Annotated in this window: 9 protein-coding genes; all 9 read right to left on the bottom strand. The window is 76.0% G+C overall.

The window, feature by feature from the left end:
* Positions 1-94 precede the first annotated feature (94 nt).
* On the bottom strand, positions 95-1,429 hold the full coding sequence (locus ACFQ6N_RS03490) for a helix-turn-helix domain-containing protein (protein ID WP_380646569.1): 1,335 nt from the start codon (positions 1,427-1,429) through the stop codon (positions 95-97).
* Between the two features lie 422 nt (positions 1,430-1,851).
* Entirely contained in the window at positions 1,852-2,145 is a 294-nt protein-coding gene (locus ACFQ6N_RS03485; protein WP_380646568.1) for an acyl carrier protein, read from the bottom strand.
* Between the two features lie 102 nt (positions 2,146-2,247).
* A complete protein-coding gene (locus tag ACFQ6N_RS03480) occupies positions 2,248-7,434 on the bottom strand; it encodes an amino acid adenylation domain-containing protein (protein WP_380646567.1) in 5,187 nt (1,728 codons plus the stop codon).
* On the bottom strand, positions 7,431-12,836 hold the full coding sequence (locus tag ACFQ6N_RS03475) for an SDR family NAD(P)-dependent oxidoreductase (protein WP_380646566.1): 5,406 nt from the start codon (positions 12,834-12,836) through the stop codon (positions 7,431-7,433). Before ACFQ6N_RS03475 ends, ACFQ6N_RS03480 begins: the two co-directional genes overlap by 4 nt.
* The gene (locus ACFQ6N_RS03470) at positions 12,833-13,663 is read right to left on the bottom strand and encodes a thioesterase II family protein (RefSeq protein ID WP_380646565.1); all 831 of its coding nucleotides are present in this window, start codon (positions 13,661-13,663) and stop codon (positions 12,833-12,835) included. The genes ACFQ6N_RS03475 and ACFQ6N_RS03470 overlap by 4 nt, the downstream gene beginning before the upstream one ends.
* Positions 13,660-14,463, bottom strand: coding sequence for an ABC transporter permease (locus ACFQ6N_RS03465; RefSeq protein WP_380646564.1), 804 nt, complete (start codon positions 14,461-14,463; stop codon positions 13,660-13,662). Before ACFQ6N_RS03465 ends, ACFQ6N_RS03470 begins: the two co-directional genes overlap by 4 nt.
* The gene (locus tag ACFQ6N_RS03460; RefSeq protein WP_380646563.1) at positions 14,460-15,227 is read right to left on the bottom strand and encodes an ABC transporter permease; all 768 of its coding nucleotides are present in this window, start codon (positions 15,225-15,227) and stop codon (positions 14,460-14,462) included. Before ACFQ6N_RS03460 ends, ACFQ6N_RS03465 begins: the two co-directional genes overlap by 4 nt.
* Entirely contained in the window at positions 15,224-16,186 is a 963-nt protein-coding gene (locus ACFQ6N_RS03455) for an ABC transporter ATP-binding protein (protein WP_380646562.1), read from the bottom strand. Before ACFQ6N_RS03455 ends, ACFQ6N_RS03460 begins: the two co-directional genes overlap by 4 nt.
* Entirely contained in the window at positions 16,179-17,036 is an 858-nt protein-coding gene (locus ACFQ6N_RS03450) for an SDR family oxidoreductase (protein ID WP_380646560.1), read from the bottom strand. Before ACFQ6N_RS03450 ends, ACFQ6N_RS03455 begins: the two co-directional genes overlap by 8 nt.
* Positions 17,037-17,109 lie beyond the last annotated feature (73 nt).

Here is a 17,109-nt window from a genome sequence, read left to right as displayed (position 1 = left end):
CGCCGGCCCGCGCGCCGCCCTGTCTCCTACCGGGGGGGGGGGGGGTACCTCCCCCGCCCTATGCTCCCCGCCCCTCCGGCGGTGGTGCGGTCGGTCAGGCGCGGGGCAGCAGGCTCCCCGCCGGAAGGATCCGGCCCTGCTGGCCCAGGCAGCGCATGCCCTGGCGGTACGCCCAGATCGCGCGCTCCGGCTGCCCGGTGGCCTCCATGATCTCGGCCAGCTCGGCCCAGGCGGCCGCGGCCTGCCGCCCGGCCGCCGAGGCCTCCAGCATCAGGGCGCTGCGCTCGTACGCCTCCCTGGCCGCGGCGTGGTCGCCCTGGGAGAGCCTCGCGGCGGCGAGGACCAGGAGCGTCCGCGCGCTCTGCAGCCGGTGCAGCGGGCCGAGCAGGCCGAGCGCCTTCTCGGCGTGTCCGACGGAGGCCTCCGGGTCTCCGGCGCGGAGCTTCACCCGGGCCATCGCGGTCTCGCAGTACGCGAGGTCGATGTCGCTGCCCACGTCGGACAGCGCGTTCGCGCTCTGCGTGAGCAGCCCCTCGGCCAGCGGGATGTCGGGCTCCTCGAACTCCAGCAGCACCGCCGCGTAGGCGTTGCGCAGCCGGGCCAGCGCCCGGACGTCGTCGCCCTCCGAGTAGATCGCCAGCGCCTGCTCGATCAGCTCGATCGCGTCCGCCGTCCGGCCGTTGCGGTGCATCGCGACGCTGGCGTTCCACAGCGCGGCGCCGAGCGCCTTCCGGTCGGAGACCTGGCCGGCCTTCTCGATCGCCCGGGCGGCGAGGTAGCTCGCCCGGTGCAGGTCACCGCGTTCGCAGTGCAGGCCGACCAGGGTCGACAGCAGTTCGATCCCGGGACGGGTGGGCGCCAGGTCCAGCCGCTCCACCTCCGCGACCGCCTCCTCGGCGACGCTGATCGCGTGGGAGAGGTCACCGAGTTCCCGGTAGCAGCGGCAGAGTGCGACGGTCACCGGCAGCCCGGCGACGAAGTCCTTGGAGCGCGAGGTGGCCGTCCGCAGCCCCTCGTAGCGGGCGACGGCCTCCTCCAGGCGGCCCACCCGCTCCAAGGACTGCGCGATCCCGGTCTCGGCGGCGAGCCAGAGGCCCGGTTGTCCGTCGGCGTCGATGGCGGCCTGGATGCGCTCGTAGTCGGCCAGGGCGGCTTCGGGCTCACCGTTGAGCGCCGTCATCTCGGCGTACTTGAGTTCGAGCTCGATCTCCTTGTCCCCGGTCCGGGCCTCGGCGCCGAGCAGATCGGTGGCCTCGCACCCCAGGCGGCCGGCCAGGTACTGGACGACGTCCGGGGAGGGGGTCCGCTTGCCGGCTTCGAGCAGCGAGATGTAGCTCGGCGAGAGCTTGGGGCCCGCGAGCTCGGCCTGGGACAGGCCGGCGGCCCGCCGCAGCCGTGCCACCCGCACGCCCAGGTCTTTGTCCTTCACGCTTCGCTCCTCGGCCCCGGAGCACCGCCGGGGCAGGTCATGGAAGAATTGTGGATTCGTTTCGCTGTTCCGCGTCGAACCCTCGGAAACGGGTCACGGCGGCTGCGCGGAATTCCGGACGGAGGGCCGTTCCGACGGCCGGCGGATCGCGCCGGCCGCAACGGTGGCTCGTGGGTACCCGTCCGATGGGACGCAAGGGCTGTGACGCACTGTCGGCCCCGGGGTCGAGCGACGGTCGGCGTGCCGGTCCGCAGCGATCCGCAGCTGTGCCGGACCGCCGGTAAATTTCCTGACTCCGCCTGCATGACGACCGCCCACGCCTTTCCTAGACCGTGCAGCCCCCGCATTTGCCGATGAAGAATCGAAGAGTAAAGATACCAGCCAGTCAAGAATTTTGTCAAGCTGCCCCCGGAACGGTCGGTTCAATTTCCTGAGTTCGCACCGGGAATTGCCGGTGACATCGGCACCGCCTTATCGGCGACCAGCTCGGCGAGCGTTTCGACGTAGGGATCGGCGAAGACATCCCGCAGGCCGAGCACCACGCCGAACTCGGTCTCCAGCCAGGCCGTGAGGACGAGGGCGCTCTTCGAGGTCAGTCCCAGGTCGAAGAGGTCCGCCCGGCCGAGCTCGCTCCCGTCCAGGGTGTCGGGGAGGTCCAGCATGCGCCGGACCTGCCGGGCGATCCGCTTCTCGACGGAGTTCCGGGGGTGGTCCATGGGTCGGGCTCCTTGTGTGGGTGGGACGGGACGGGGCCGGGGCCCGGCAGGTCGCGCTGCCGGGCCCCGGCGTCGGTTCCGGCGTCGGGGCGGGGGCGGGGGTCAGACTCCGACGGTCAGCGCGTCGATTCCGGCCCGGGCCGCCCGGCGCAGCGCCCGGGCGTCGCCGCCGGCCAGCGGCGCGGCGGCAACCGGTAGGGCGCCGACCCCCGGGTGGCCCGGGCCGGGCCGGGCCGAGGCGGAGCCCCGGGCGAGCGCCTCCGCCAGCCGACGGACCGTCGAGTGCTGGAAGACCATCAACGGGGAGGCCTCCGAGCCGAGTTCGGCCTTGATCAGGGCGTGCAGCCGGACTGCGGCGAGCGAGGTGCCGCCGAGGTCGAAGAAGTTGTCGTCCAAGCCGACCCGCTCCGCCCCCAGGACCCGGCTCCACAGCCGGACCAGCTCCCGTTGCGGCCCCTCGCGCCCGGCACCCGACGGGCCGCGGCCGACCGGCCCGATGTCGGCCCGGGCAGTGGCCCGGGCAGTGGCCGGGGCCGCAGCCTGAGCAGGGGCCGCCGGAGCGGACTGCGCGGCAGTCGCCCGGAGGTCCACCTTGCCGTTGGGCGTCAACCGCAGCGCCGGCACGATCCTGATCTCCTCCGGCAGTTGACCGGCCGGCAACCGCAGCGCCAGCTCGGCCGCGATGCCGTCCTCGGTCGGGGCCGCCCCCGGCGCCGGGACGACGAAGGCGACCAGCCGGGAGAGCCCCGACGCGTCCGGCACCGCACCGGCCGCCGCCTGCCCCACGCCCGCGAGTCGGCGCAGCTCGTGGCCGACCTGCGCGGGCGAGACCCGGTTGCCCCGGACCTTGACGATCGCGGAGCTACGGGCGACGAAGGCGACCGTGCCGTCCCAGCGGAGCCGGCCGAGGTCACCGGTCCGGAACAGCGCGTGGCCGGGTTCGTCCCACGGATCGGGCCGGTACGCGCGGGCGGTGGCCTCCGGCTCGTCCAGGTAGCCCAGGGTGAGCAGCGGCCCGCGGACCGCGATCTCGCCGATCCGGCCGGGCCGCACCGGACGGCCGTCCCGGTCGACCACGAGCAGCTGGGCCTCGACGGCTCCGGCGCCGAGCAGCGGTTCCGGGCCGCTCGGGCGGCCCGGCTGCGGCTCGTGGCAGCTCGCCGCCTGGGGCGTCTCGGTGGTGCCGTACACGGTCACCACCCGGGAGGCGGGAGCCGCCGCGCGCCAGGCCCCGATCGCGCTGTCGGTCAGGACGTCGCCACCGAAGCAGGCCAGCCGCACGGCGGGCAGCCGGATTCCGTGGGTCGCCGCGGCGCCCGCGATCATCGCCCCGACCAGGGGCGTCGCGTGCACCACGGTGATCCGGTGCTCCGCCAGCCAGCGGACCAGCCGGTCGGCGTCGAGCCGGGTCCGCGCGGGTGGGACGACGGCGGTGCCGCCGTTCCAGAGCGGCAGCAGCAGGTCGCGCAGCAGCGGGTCGTGGGAGCGGCCGGCGAGCACGCTGAAGCGGTCACCGGCGGTGATTCCGTACCGGGCGGACCACCAGTCGAGGAAGGCGAGGAGCGGGGCGTCGGTGCCCAGGACCAGCCGCGACCGGCCGGTGGAACCGGAGGTCGGCAGCACGTAGCAGGGCTCGCCCCGGGCCGGGCCGGCCCCGGGCACCCGGTCGGAGGGCAGCCCGGCGGTGCGGTCGACCGGGACGATCCGGGGACCGTCCGGGTCGATCCGGACGGCCCAGTGCGGCCGGGCCAGCGCGGTGAGGTCGGCGCGCCAGGCCTGCGGGTGCTCCGGATCGACCGGGAGCACCACGCCCCCGGCCTGCCAGACGCCGAGCAGGCCGACCGCGAGCCCGCGCCCGTGCGCCTCCCGCAGCTCGACCAGCTCGCCGGGGCGCAGGCCGGCCCCGCGCAGCCGGTCCGCGAGGTCCGCGACCCGGTCGGCCAACTCGCCGTAGTGACAGGCCCCGTGTTCGTCCAGCAGGGCGACGGCCGACCGGGGGTGACCGAGGACGCGCTCCAGCAGGGCGGTCCGGGCGCTGCCGGTGTGCGGGCGCGACGGCCGCGGCAGGCTCCGGCGCGGGGTGACGGCGGGGGGCATCCGCCGGTCCGTCCAGGCGGCAGCGGTGCGGACGACCTGGTCGAGCAGTTCGGCGGCCCACGGCTGTTCGAAGCGGGCCGCGTCGAAGCCGAGGTCGAGGGTGACCCCGCCCGCCCGCTGGTCCACGTAGAGCGACAGGTCGAAGGGGAGGCCGGGCAGCGGCGCGGGCAGCCGCTCGGCTGCCACGCCGTCCAGGCGCAGTCCGCGTACCGGGAAGCTCAGTGCGTTGAACCACACCGAGAAGAGCCGGCCGGGGGGCGCTCCGCGCTCGGCGGCCAGTGCCGCGACCACCTCGTCGTAGGGGAGGTCCTGGTGCAGCTGGGCGTCGGTCAGCGCCCGGTGCGCGTGGCGCACCAGCCGGGCCGGGGAGCCCTCGGGGTCCGCGTCGAGGCGCAGCGCGACTGTGGCGTTGAAGAAGCCCACCGTGTCGGCGGTGTCGGCGGTGGTGCGCCCGCTGAGCGGGGCCCCGACCACCAGGTCCGAGCAGCCGCCCCAGTGGCCGAGCACCGCGCCGAAGCAGGCCAGCAGCACCGTGGCCGGCGTGGTGCGCAGGCTCCGGGCCAGCTCGCCGACGGCCGTTGCCAGTCCCTCGTCCAGGGCCACCGTCCGGCGGGCCGCCCGGGGCTCGCCGGACGGGTCCGCCGACGGCAGCCGGAGCGGGGGCGGGGCGTCGCGCAGGACCCGGCGCCAGTACGCGGCCTGCTCGGCGGGGACCGGCCGGGCCGCCTCCCGGGCGCTGTACTCCGCGTAGCCGAGGGCGACCGGGGCGAGCCCGGGCGCGCCGCCCGCGGCGCGGGCGGCGTAGCAGTGCGAGAGCTCCTCCCAGAAGACCTCGGCCGACCAGCCGTCCAGGACCAGGTGGTGGGCGACCAGCACCAGCCGGTGGCGGTCCGGGCCGGTGGGCAGCAGCACGCACCTGACCAGCGGGCCGGCCGCGAGGTCGAAGCGGGTCCGGGCCAGGTGCTCCGCGCTCTCCCGCGCGGCCTCCTCGCCCAGCGGGCCGGGGAGCACCTCCAGGCCGCCCAGCGGCCGGGGGTGGACCACCTGGACCGGGCCGCGCGCGCCCTCCCGGAAGGTGGTGCGCAGCGCGTCGTGGCGGCCCAGCACGTCGGTGACGGCCCGGTCGAGCGCGGCGGGGTCGAGCGGACCGGTCAGCGCCCACACGTCCACGACGTTGTAGTCGACCTGTCCCGGGGTCAGCTGTTCCATCAGCCACAGCCGGCGCTGGGTCGGTGCGAGCGGGGCCTCCCGGACCACCGCTTCCCCGGCCGCCGTCCCGCTCGGCGGGCCGGCCGTCACCGGCCCGGGGCGCTCGGCCGTCACCGGCCCGGAGCGTTCGGCCGTCACCGGCCCGGGGCGTTCCGCTACGGAGCCGAGGGAGTCGATCCGCGCCGCCAGGGCGCGGGCCGTCGGCGCGGCCAGGAGGTCGGAGATCCGCATCTCGGTGCCCAGCCGCTCCTTGACCCGGACGAGCATCCGCGCCGCGATCAGGGAGTGGCCGCCGCGGGCGAAGAAGTCGTCGTCCGGTCCGACGCCCGGATCGTCGAGCAGTTCGCGCCAGAGGTCCACGACGGCGTGCCCGGTCGGCGTGTCCACGGGGGCGGACGCCGGGGCGTCCGGTGCCGGGGCCGCCCGGTCGGCCAGCCGGGAGAGCAGCGCGGCCCGGTCCAGCTTGCCGGACGGGGCCAGCGGCAGCCGCTCCACCGGCACGATCCGGGCGGGCACCATGGCCGGCGGCAGCCGCTCGGCCAGTACGGACCTGATCCGCGCCACCGGCGGCAGCCCGCCGGCGGAGTCGGTGAGGAAGGCCGCGAGCTGGGTCGTCCCGGCCGCGTCGCGGAACGGGAGGACGGCCGAGGGCCCGGCGCCGAGGGCCGCCTCCAGCTGTCGGCGGACCTCCTCCGGCTCGATCCGCTGGCCGCGGATCTTCACCTGGTCGTCGATCCGGCCGTGGTACTCCAGGTCGCCGTCCGGGCGCTGCCGGACCAGGTCGCCGGTGCGGTAGCGGCGTCCGCCGGGCCGGGCCGGGTCGGGCAGGAACGAACGGGCCGTCAGATCGGGGCGCCCGAGGTAGCCGCGGCCGACGCCGGGGCCGCCGATCCAGAGCTCGCCGACCGTACCCGGCCCGACCGGGCGGCCCTCCTCGTCCACGATCTCGATCTCGGTCCGGGCGACCGCCGGGCCGATGCTGACCGCACCGGCCGGCTCGTCGGCCCGGGCGATCCAGCAGGTGGCGAACACCGAGCACTCCGCCGGGCCGTAGAGGTTGACCACGTCCGCGGCGGACCACTCGCGCAGCCCGGCCAGTTGCGCCGGCGGCAGCGCCTCGCCGCCGACGACCAGGATCCGCAGCCGGTCGAGGGCGCGGAACTCCGGCTGCTCCATCAGCACGGCGAGCATCGACGGGACGAACTGGGCCACCGTCACGGCGGCGGCGCGCAGTTCCCGGACCAGGTGCAGCGGGTCGGCGTGCAGCCCCGAGGGCACCACCCGGAGCCGGGCGCCGCAGGCCAGCGGCCAGAACACCTCGCAGACGGAGTAGTCGAACGCGTAGGCGGTCTTGTGCAGCGCCACGTCCCGGCCGTCCAACGGCAGCCGGCCGGCCAGCCAGCGGACCTTGTCGACGATCGCGCCGTGCTCGTTCAGCACGCCCTTGGGGCGGCCGGTCGAGCCGGAGGTGAAGACCGCGTACGCGGCGTCCCCGGCGGTGACGGCGGGCAGTCGGACGGTGCCCTCCGGGGTCCCGGCGAGCGTGTCCAGGGCCGGGGCCGGGACTCCCGGCGGGACGGCGCCCGCCGGGGGTCCCGCCCGGTCGACGACGACCAGGCGGGCGCCGGAGTCCTCCAGCTGTCCGCGCAGGCGGGCGGGCGGCTGGTCGGGGTCGAGCGCGAGGTAGGCGGCGCCGGCCCGCAGCGCGGCGAGCACGGCGACCACGACGTCCACGCTGCGCGGCATCAGGACGGCGACCACGTCGCCGGGGCGGACCCCTTGCCCGACCAGGGCCCGGGCGGCCTTGCCGCTCTCCGACCAGAGCCGGCGGTAGGTCAGGCTGGTGTCGGCGCTCTCCAGCGCCACGGCGTCCGGGGTCCGGGCGACCTGCTCCGCCACCAGGGCGTGCAGGGTCCCGGCCGGCTCCGGCGGCTCACCCGGGGCCCGGGTACCCGGGCCGGACGGCTGCGGCACGGCGCTCACCCCTTGCTCCCCACGGCGGCCACCAGCTCGGACAGCGTGGGGTGGTCGAACAGCGCGGAGATGGGAAGTTCCACGGCGAGTTCGCCCCGGATGCGGTCCACCAGCTGGACGGCGGCCAGGCTGTCGCCGCCGGACTCGAAGAAGTCGTCGTCCGGGCCCGCCTCGGTTCCGAGGATCTCGGTCCACAGGCCGCCGATCCGGTCGGCGATCCCGCCCCCGGCCCGGCCCTCGGCCCGCGGCGGGGTCGCGGTCCCGGCGGCGGCACCGGCAGCGGTCCCGCCGGTGGGCTCCCCGGCCGTCCCGACGGCCCCGGCCCCGGTGCCCGAAGAGCGGACGGAGGCGGCCGTGAACCGGCCGGTCCGCCGCAGCTTCTCGCGCAGGCCCTCCGGCGCGACGACCACCTGCGGGCCGAGGTCGGTGGCCAGCAGGGCCTCCAGCAGGGCCGCCCCCGCCTCGACACCGAGGAAGGAGTCCTGGACGGCACCGGAGGAGCGCAGCGGAGCGGTCCGCTCCGCGTCACCGCCCGGCCGGACGTTGCCCGCCACGGTCGCCCGGTCGACGTGCAGCAGGGTGAACCCGCTGATCGTGACGACCTCGCGACCGGCCTCGTCGATCAGGGAGATGTCACGGACGACGGCCCCCTTGGGCTGCTCGGGCCAGGGCCGGACCAGCGCCGTCACCCGGGCCGGGAGCGGGCCCCGGACCACCACGGCGCGGTAGCTGAACGGCAGCGCGTTGACGCCCTCCGGCAGCGGCAGCAGGAAGGAGGTGGCGCAGTCGAGCAGAGCCGGGTGGAGCAGGTTGGCCGCCGCGTCGCCGCGGTGGGCGGCCGGCAGGGCCAGCTCCGCGAGCACGCTGTCCGTGCCGCCGCTCACCCGCTCGACGGTGTGCCAGCGCGCGCCGACGGTCATCAGCCCGGAGCCGTCGTTGAGCCGGGGCCCGGCGAGCGGCACCGTGTGGGCGGCGCGCAGCGCCGCCAGGTCGTGGCGCGGGGCCGTGTCCTCGTACGGGGTGACACTGCCGCCGGCGTGCTGAACGGCGGCGCGGGCGCCCTCGGCCCGGGACTCGACGCGGAAGCGCCAGCCGGAGCGGTCGGGTTCGAAGGTGATGGTCAGGTCGAGCGGTCCGGCGATCGCCAGCGGGGCGGTGAAGGCGACGTCGGCCAGCCGCACCGGGCCGGTGTGGAAGGTGCGCACCGCGCGGAGCACGAGCTCCAGGTAGCCGGTGCCGGGGAGCACCGGGGTCTCGCCCATGCGGTGCTCGTCGACCATCCAGACGTCCGGGGCGAGCCGGACGGTGAAGGCGTGGCCCGCTCCCCCGGCGGGCGCGGCGACCAGTTCGGGCTCGCGGTTCGGGCGCTCGGCGTGGAACCGGGAGTGCTTGGCGGCGGCCTCCACCGCCATGCCGGCGCCGTCCCAGGACGGCCAGTTGACCGACAGGGTGCGGCCGGGCCGGCGGCGCGAGCGCTCGTGCGCGAAGGCGTCGAGGAAGGCGTTGGCGGCGCCGTAGTCCGACAGGCCGAACTGGCCGGTGACGGCGGCGACCGAGGAGTAGAGGACGAAGGTGCGCGGCTCGTCGCCGAGGATCTCGTCCAGCAGCAGGGTGCCGTTGACCTTGGGCCGCAGGACCTGTTCGGCCACCGCCGCGTCCTTGACGGCGAGCATGCCGCCGCCCGCGAGTCCGGCCGCGTGGATGACCCCGCGGATCGGGCCCAGGTCGGCGCGCACCCGCTGGACCGCTCCGGTCAGCGAGGCCCGGTCGGCCACGTCGGCGGCCAGCGGCAGCACCCGGCAGCCCGCCGATTCCATCCGGCGCACCGCCTCGACCGCCGCGCGCGGGCCCTCGCCCAGCGCCGGGTCGTCCCACCGCCCGCGCTCCGGCAGTCCGGAGCGGCCGAGCAGGGCGATCCCGGTGGCGCCGCGGGCGGCCAGCCGCTCGGCGGCGACCAGGCCGAGGGCGCCGAAGCCGCCGGTGATCAGCCAGGTGCCGTCGACGGCGTCCGCGAGGGCGCCCGGGGCGGACGGCACGGCGGGCTCGGGCACGCTGTGGAAGGCCGGGTGCCAGTGGCGCCGGCCGCGCAGCGCGATCCGGGTGAAGTCGTCGCCGTCGTCGCCGCCCAGCAGCGCCCACAGCGCTTCGGCCGTGGTCCGGTCGGTCCCGCTCAGCGCGTCGGCGGGCGCGTCGACCACCCGGGCGCGCAGGTGTTCGTGCTCCCGGACGGCGCTGTGCAGCAGGGCCGCCACGGGCGACTTGGCCGGCTCGACGGGCTCGGAGCCGGAGACGTCCCAGAGCCGGTCGGCGAGCACGGTGATCCGGACCGGGCGGTCCGGGCAGTGCCGGGTGAGGTCCTGGACGATCCGCTGGGTCGCGCGGAAGCCCCGGTCGAGCCAGTGCCGGGCGGTCCGGCCGGCCCCGGCACCGTCCGGCCCCGGACCGGTCAGCCACAGGTGGACGATCTCCAGCGGCTCGTGGTGGTCGCGCAGGTGCGGCAGGAGCGCGGCGCCGAGGCGCTTGGGCTCCACGTCGTCCGCCTTGACCAGGTCGGCGGCGATGCCGGCCGCGGCCAGCCGGTCGAGCAGCGGCGCGGCCTGCCCGGCGTCGTCGGCCAGGACCAGCCAGCGGCGGCCGGCCGGCACGGGCTCGGCCTCGGCGGGCCGGGCCGAGGTCCAGCCGGGCACGGTGATCCGGTCGTCCTCGGCTGCGGGCCGCGGCTCCTGCGCGGCCTGCGGCCGGGCCGCCGGGGCCTGGGCGGCGGTCTGCGGGTCGGGGGAGATCCAGTACCGCTCGCGGTCGAAGGCGTAGCCGGGCAGGGGGACCGGGGTGAGCTGCTCGTGCTCCAGCAGCGCACGCCAGTCGACGTCGAGTCCGGCCTGCCACAGGGCGGCGACCGCCCGGTAGAGGACGGTGGTCGCCGAGGTGTCGTCGCCGGCCGGCGGCAGCGAGGCGAGCGGGCGGTGGCCGGCGGCCGTCCTGACCCGGCGCACCAGTTGGGTGAGCGCCTGGCCGGGTCCGACCTCCAGCAGCACGGCGCCCTCGACCTCGGCGGCCCGTGCGGCGCCCTCGCGGAACCGGACGGGGCTGCGCAGGTGGTCGGCCCAGTACTGCGGGTCGGTGGCCTGCCGGTCGGTGATCCAGTCGCCGGTCACGTTGGAGACCCACCGGACGGACGGCTGCTTCAGGGTCAACTCGCCGACGAAGGCCGCGAGTTCCTCGGCCGCACGCTCGGTGGCGGGGGTGTGGAAGGCCCGCTCGACGTCGAGGGCCACCCAGCGCCGGCCGAGCGCGGTGAGCACGGCGGTCAGCTCCTCGACGGCCTCGACCGGGCCGCCGACGGTGCAGCTGCGCTCGCCGTTGTCGGCGCTGAGCCAGACATCGCGTCCCTCCAGCAGCGGCGCGGCCTCGGCCGCCGGCATGGCCAGCGCGACCATCCGCCCGGCCGGAGCGGCCGCGAGCAGCTCGCCGCGACGGACCACCAGGCGGGCGGCGTCGGCGAGTTCGAAGACCCCGGCGAGCGCCGCGGCGGTGATCTCGCCGACGCTGTGGCCGATCATCGCGACCGGCCGGACGCCCCAGGAGGCCCACAGCCGGGCCAGCGCCCACTCCACCGCGAAGAGCGCGGGCTGGGTCAGCGCGGTGTCGCGCAGCCGGTCCGCGGCGTCGGGCGCGTCCCGCAGCAGGGCGGCCCGCAGCGCGTCGGCCACCGTGGCCCCGAAGTGCTCCAGGCAGCGGTCGAGTTCGGCTCGGAAGACCGGCTCGTGGGCGTACAGCTCGGCGGCCATGGCGGGGTGCTGGGTGCCCTGGCCGGGGAACAGGAAGACCGCGCCGGTGGCCGGGGTCCCCGGGTTCCCCCCGCGGGCCGCCAGGTCCGCGAGGGCGTCGGACAGGGTGGCGGCGTCCTCGCCGACCACGGCGATCCGGTGGCGGTGGCGCAGCGGCCGGCGCTGGAGGGTGCGGGCGGCCCGGTGCAGGTCGGTGTCCTCCTCGGCGAGGTGGGCCGAGAGCTTCTCCGCCATGCCCCGCAGCGACGGGGCGGAGGCCGCGGCGAGCGGGAGGACCGCGGTGCGCCGGCGGGCCGGGCTCGGTCCGCCGGCCGTTTCGGCGGGCGGCTGCTCCACCAGGACGTGGGCGTTGGTGCCGCCGATGCCGAAGGAGCTGACGCCCGCGATCCGGGGGCCCTCGATCGGCCACGACCCGGCCTGGGAGCGGACCGTGAACGGGGTGCTCGCCAGTTCCATCAGCGGGTTGGCCTCGGTGAAGTTGGCCGTGCCGGGGGCGATGCCGCGGTTGACGGCCAGCACCGCCTTGATGAACCCGGCGATGCCGGAGGCGGGGCCGAGGTGGCCGATGTTCCCCTTGGCCGAGGAGAGCAGGCAGTAGCCGGTGCGGTCGGTGTGCGCGCGGTAGGCGCGGCTGAGCGCCTGGACCTCGATCGGGTCGCCGATGGCGGTGCCGGTGCCGTGCGCCTCCAGGTAGCCGACCTGCTCGGCGGCGACGCCGGAGACGGCGAGCGCCTCGTAGACGGCCGCGAACTGGCCCTCGGCGCTGGGGGCGGCGAATCCGGCCTTGCGGTTGCCGTCGTTATTGACGGCGGACCCGCGGATGGTGGCGAGCACCCGGTCGCCGTCGCGCAGCGCGTCGGCGAGCGGCTTGAGGACGACGGCGCCGGCGCCGTCGCCGAAGATCGTGCCGTCGGCCGCGGCGTCGAAGGGGCGGCAACGGCCGTCCCGGGAGAAGATGCCGCCGTCCACCCAGCGGTGCCCGGCGCCGTGCGGCAGCTCCAGCTGGACGCCGCCCGCGACGGCGACGTCGCACTCGCCGTTGCGCAGGGCCTGGCAGGCCAGGTGCAGCGCGACCAGCGAGGTGGAGCACGCGGTGGCGACGGTGAAGGCGGGGCCGCGCAGGTCGAGCTTGTAGGAGACGATCGTCGCGATGTAGTCGTTGTGGTTGCCCGCCTGGATGCCGACCTCGCCGTAGTTGCGCACCGCGGCGGCGTTGCGCCGGACGTTCAGTTCGGCGTAGCGGTTGGTCGCGCCACCGGCGAAGACGCCGACCGAGGTCGGGCCGTCGGTCCGGACGCCCGCGTCCTCCAGCGCTCCGTAGGCCACTTCGAGGAAGATCCGTTGCTGCGGGTCGCGCAGCTCGGCCTCCCGCGGGGTGAAGCCGAACAGGCGGGCGTCGAAGCCGGCGACGTCGTCGAGCAGCGGGGCCCGCTTGACGTGGTGGGGGTCCGCGATGGCGGACTCGGCGACCCCGGCGTTGCGCAGGGTGTCGTCCGACAGCTCGGTGAGACTGACCGTGCCGGTGAGCAGGTTGGACCAGTAGCTCTCGACGTCGGGCGCGCCCGGGAGGCGACAGGCCATCCCGATCACGGCAATGCGGTCGTCGTCCGCAACGCGGTTCATCGGATACCTCCAAGGCTGGGTGCCGCCGTGGCCGGCGGGCGGGGGCGGTCGGCGGGGGCGAGGTCGTCCGCCAGTTGCCGGGTGATCGCGGTGAGCAGGGGGTCGGTGGCGTGGCCGAGCAGGTGGTGCGGCCCGGGGACGGTGTCCCGGCGGTGGCCGCCCGTGGTCCAGGCGGACCAGCCGGGGCCGTCCGGGTCGAGGACCCGGTCGTGGTCGCCGCGGATCTCCAGGACGGGCGCCGCCAGGGGGCGGTCGGCGGGCTCGGGCACGGTCCAGGTCTCCAGCGCCCGGAAGTCCGCACGGATCGCGGGTTCGGCGAGTGCGAACAGCGACCGAGCCGCCGGGGTGTCCTGGACGGCGCCGTAGCGGGCGAGGTCGGCGAAGAGGCCTTCGCCGTCCAGCAGGTGGGTGGTGCCGCCGACGGTGCCGTCCGGGGCCGGGGCGGCGGCGGCGATCAGCCGCCGGACGTCCGCCCGGCCGTCCGCCTCCATCAGCCGGGCGGTCCGGTAGGCGGCCACCGCGCCGAAGCAGTGCCCGAAGAGGACCACCGGGCCGGACAGAGCGGCGATCTCCCGGGCGGCGGCCTCGGCGACGGCGTCCAGCGAGGTGAGCGGCTCCTCGCGCAGCCGGCTCTCCCGGCCCGGCAGCCGGATGGCGCTGACCGACACCCACTCCGGGAGGAGGCCGGCCCAGCCGGCGAAGGGGGCGGCGCCCGCACCGGCGTGGGCGAAGCAGACCAGGTGCGCCCGGGGCTCGGCGGCGGCCGGGAAGCGGACCAGGGCGGGGCGCGCCGGGCGGGCGGTCGCGGTCGCGGTCGCGGTGCTCATGCCGACAGCTCGATCGTGCCCCGGTGCCGCTCGCCGGTGACGGCCTGCCTGAGCAGCACCACACCGAGGGCGGTCCAGGCCAGGCCGACCAGCAGTTCGCTGCCGAGGCCGCCGAGCACGGTCGCCGCCGGCGCGCCCGCGAGCAGGTCGCGCAGCGCCTGGAGGCCGTGGGTGAGCGGCAGCAGCCGGGCCATGGCGGCGACCGGGGCGGGCCAGTAGTCGACCGGCACGTTCACTCCGCAGAAGGTCATCAGCGACATGTAGCCGGTGTTCAGCGCGAGCCACTGCAGTCCGGGGCGGCGCAGGACGAGGGCGCCGACGGCCGTGCCCAGCCCGTAGGCGGAGCAGCCGGCGACCGCGAGGAAGACCGGCACGAGCAGGACCTCGGGGAACGGCATGGAGAGCCGGAAGACCACCGCGGCGACGGCGAACACCCCGGTGCTGCTGACGATGCCGACCAGCAGGCAGTAGGCGCCGCGCGCCAGGTACGTCAGGGCGAACGGGGCGGGGGCGGCGACCTGGAGCGCCAGGGTGCCCTGGCCCCGCTCGCGCACGGTGGTGGTGATGACCACCATGGCCTCGATGCACACCACCACGGCCGCGTTCCCGACGGCGAGGTAGCGCACCCGCTCGTGCGAGCCGGAGAGCATGCCGATGGTGCCGAAGAACAGGACCTGGGCGATCAGCCGCAGGAACCAGCCGAACAGCCAGGTGCGCCAGGTGTAGAACGTGGTCAGCTCGCGGAAGCCGATCCTGGAAGCGGTGGCGGCGACGGAGCACCACCGGGTGAGCGTGTTCACGAAAGCCCCACCGTGCCCTCCGACTTGAGACGGGTGATCATCCGGTCCACCAGAACGGTGCCGGCGGCGTACGCGGCCGCGCCCAGGAACAGCAGCACGGCGAGCCGCCAGCCGAAGTCCTCGACCGGTTCGGGCCGGGTGACGGCGCGCAGCAGGTCCGCGGCCCAGGAGAGGTAGACGACCTTGCCGAGCGGCTGCAGCCAGCCGGGCAGCAGGGTCACCGGCACCAGGACGCCGCCGAGCACGTAGCACGGGTAGCCGAGCGCGTTGGCGTAGCGGCGGGCGGATCCGGCGGTGACGAAGGCGGCGGCGAGCACGGTCGCGGTGCCGAGGGTGGCGAGCGCCGTCGCCGCCAGGGTGCAGGCCAGCAGCCAGGGGTGGTGCACCGGCAGGTCGACGCCGAAGAGGACGGTGGCGGTGAGCCAGGACTCGGCGAAGGTCGCCACGCCGAGGACGGCGATGGTGGCGACCCGGCCGGTGACCAGCCGGGTGAGCCCGGCCGGCGAGCCGAGGAACAGCTCCAGGGTGCCGCCGCGCTTCTCGTCGTCGACGACCGAGCCGGCCAGGTCGAGCGAGACCAGCCACAGGCCCATCAGGGCCGGCGCCAGGACGGCGTAGGCCTCCAGGTCCGGCCGGTCGGCCTGCCGGACCGAGGACAGGAAGATGGCGGTGAAGAACGGGATGGTGGCGAAGACCAGCAGGTGGCCGGCGTTGCGGCGGAACAGCCGCAGCTGCAGCCGGGCGCCGGTGAGGATCTCGGTCATACCGTCAGCCCCCGGTCCCCGATGACCTCCAGGTAGACGTCCTCCAGGGTCGGCAGCGAGGTGCGGACCATGGTGACGTCGGCGTCGACCAGGGCGCGCAGGACCGGCTGTACGGCGCCGGCGGCGCTGGTGGCGATCCGGATCCAGCCGTCGGGCAGTTCCTCGACGCCGGCCACGCCCTCCAGGTCGCCGATGCTGCGGCGCAGCCCGGCGGGCACGTCGCGGGCGTCGACCCGCTCGTAGGCGGTGATCCACCGGCCGACCTCGGAGGGGGCCTCGGTCCCGAGCACCCGGCCGCGGTCCATGAGGGTGACCCGGTCGCAGACCGCCTCGGCCTCGTGCATGTCGTGGGTGGTCAGCAGGACGGTGCGGCCCTCCTCGCGGAGCTCGCGGACCAGGCTGCGGAACTCCCGCGCGGCCACCGGGTCCATGCCGACCGTGGGCTCGTCGAGGAAGAGCAGCTCGGGGTCGCCGACCAGGCCGCGGGCCAGGTGGAGGCGCTGCTTCATCCCCCGGGACATCCGGTCGACCTGGGTGTCGGCGCGGTCTCCGAGGCCGACGCGCTCCAGCAGCGCGGTGACGGCCGCGGCGCGGTCGCGGCCGGCCACCCCGTAGAGGGCGGCCCAGTAGTCCAGGTTCTCCCGGGCGGTGAGCCGTCCGTAGAGGCCGCGTTCGCCGCCGAAGACGATGCCGATCCGCCGGCGCAGGGCCGGGGCCTGGGCCGCGACGTCCAGTCCGAGCACGGTGGCCTTGCCCTCGCTGGGCAGCAGCACCGTGGAGAGGATCTTGACCAGAGTGGTCTTGCCGGCGCCGTTGGGGCCGAGCAGGCCGCGGATCTCTCCGCGCTCCACGTCGAGGTCGAGGCCGCCCAGTGCGGTCACGACCTGGCCGGCCTCGCCGCGGCGCCGGCCCTTGGCATAGGTCCGAGTCAGCCCCCGGACTTCGATCGCCCTACTCACTCTTGATCGTCTCCTCGTGGTGGCGCGGGGTGGCCGCGGCGTGGTCGAAGTTCAGGTCCCCGCTGGGCGTGGGGAGGGAGATGCCGCCGTCCACCGGGAGGTTGACCCCGGTGATGTGCCCGGCGGCGTCGGAGCAGAGGAACAGCGCGGCGGACGCGGAGTCCTCGGGGGTGGCGAGCCGCCGCAGCGGTGTCCGCCTCCGCTGGAGCTCGAAGGACGGCGGGTGGTCGGACCGGCCGACCGCCATCCCGCCGACCGCGTTCTCGGTGGGCGTGGGGCCCGGCCCGAGGGCGTTGACCCGGATGCCGTACCGGCCCCACTCCGCGGCCCAGGTGGCGGTGAGCGCCAGGACCCCCGACTTGGCGGCGGCGGCGTGGGCGAAGTAGGGCAGGCCGCGCTGCGGATCGGTGATCGCGACGTTGAGGACCGCGCCCCGGCGCTGCTCGATCATGTACGGGACGACGGCGCGGGTGCAGTGGAACGTGCCGTAGAGGTCGATCTCGACGACCGTGCGGAACGAGCGCGAGGACATCGTCTCGGCGGGTGACCAGAAGTTGGCCGCCGCGTTGTTGACCAGGACGTCGACCCCTCCGAACCGGGTCACCGTGCGGTCCACGGCCGCCTTGACCGCCGCTTCGTCCCGGACGTCGCAGACCACGGTGTCGTTCTCCACCCCGAGGGCGGTGAGCCGTGCGGCGGCGGCGGACAGCCGCTCCGCGTTGCGGGAGGCGAGGACGACCTGGGCGCCGTGCAGCCCGAAGGCCCGGGCCATGGCGAAGCCGATTCCGGTGGCTCCGCCGGTGATGAGCACGGTCTGCGAGTCGTACAGGCCGTCAGCGAAATGAGGCATGGCTGGCCCACTTCCGATCAGTTCATGACGAAATGACATTACAAACTGTCATATTGCTGAGTCAATATCTCAC

The organism is Kitasatospora sp. NPDC056446 (assembly GCF_042796115.1).
Classification (GTDB): Bacteria; Actinomycetota; Actinomycetes; order Streptomycetales; family Streptomycetaceae; genus Kitasatospora.
Note: the sequence above shows the minus strand (reverse complement) of the source record. Positions and strands in the feature narration are given on the sequence as shown.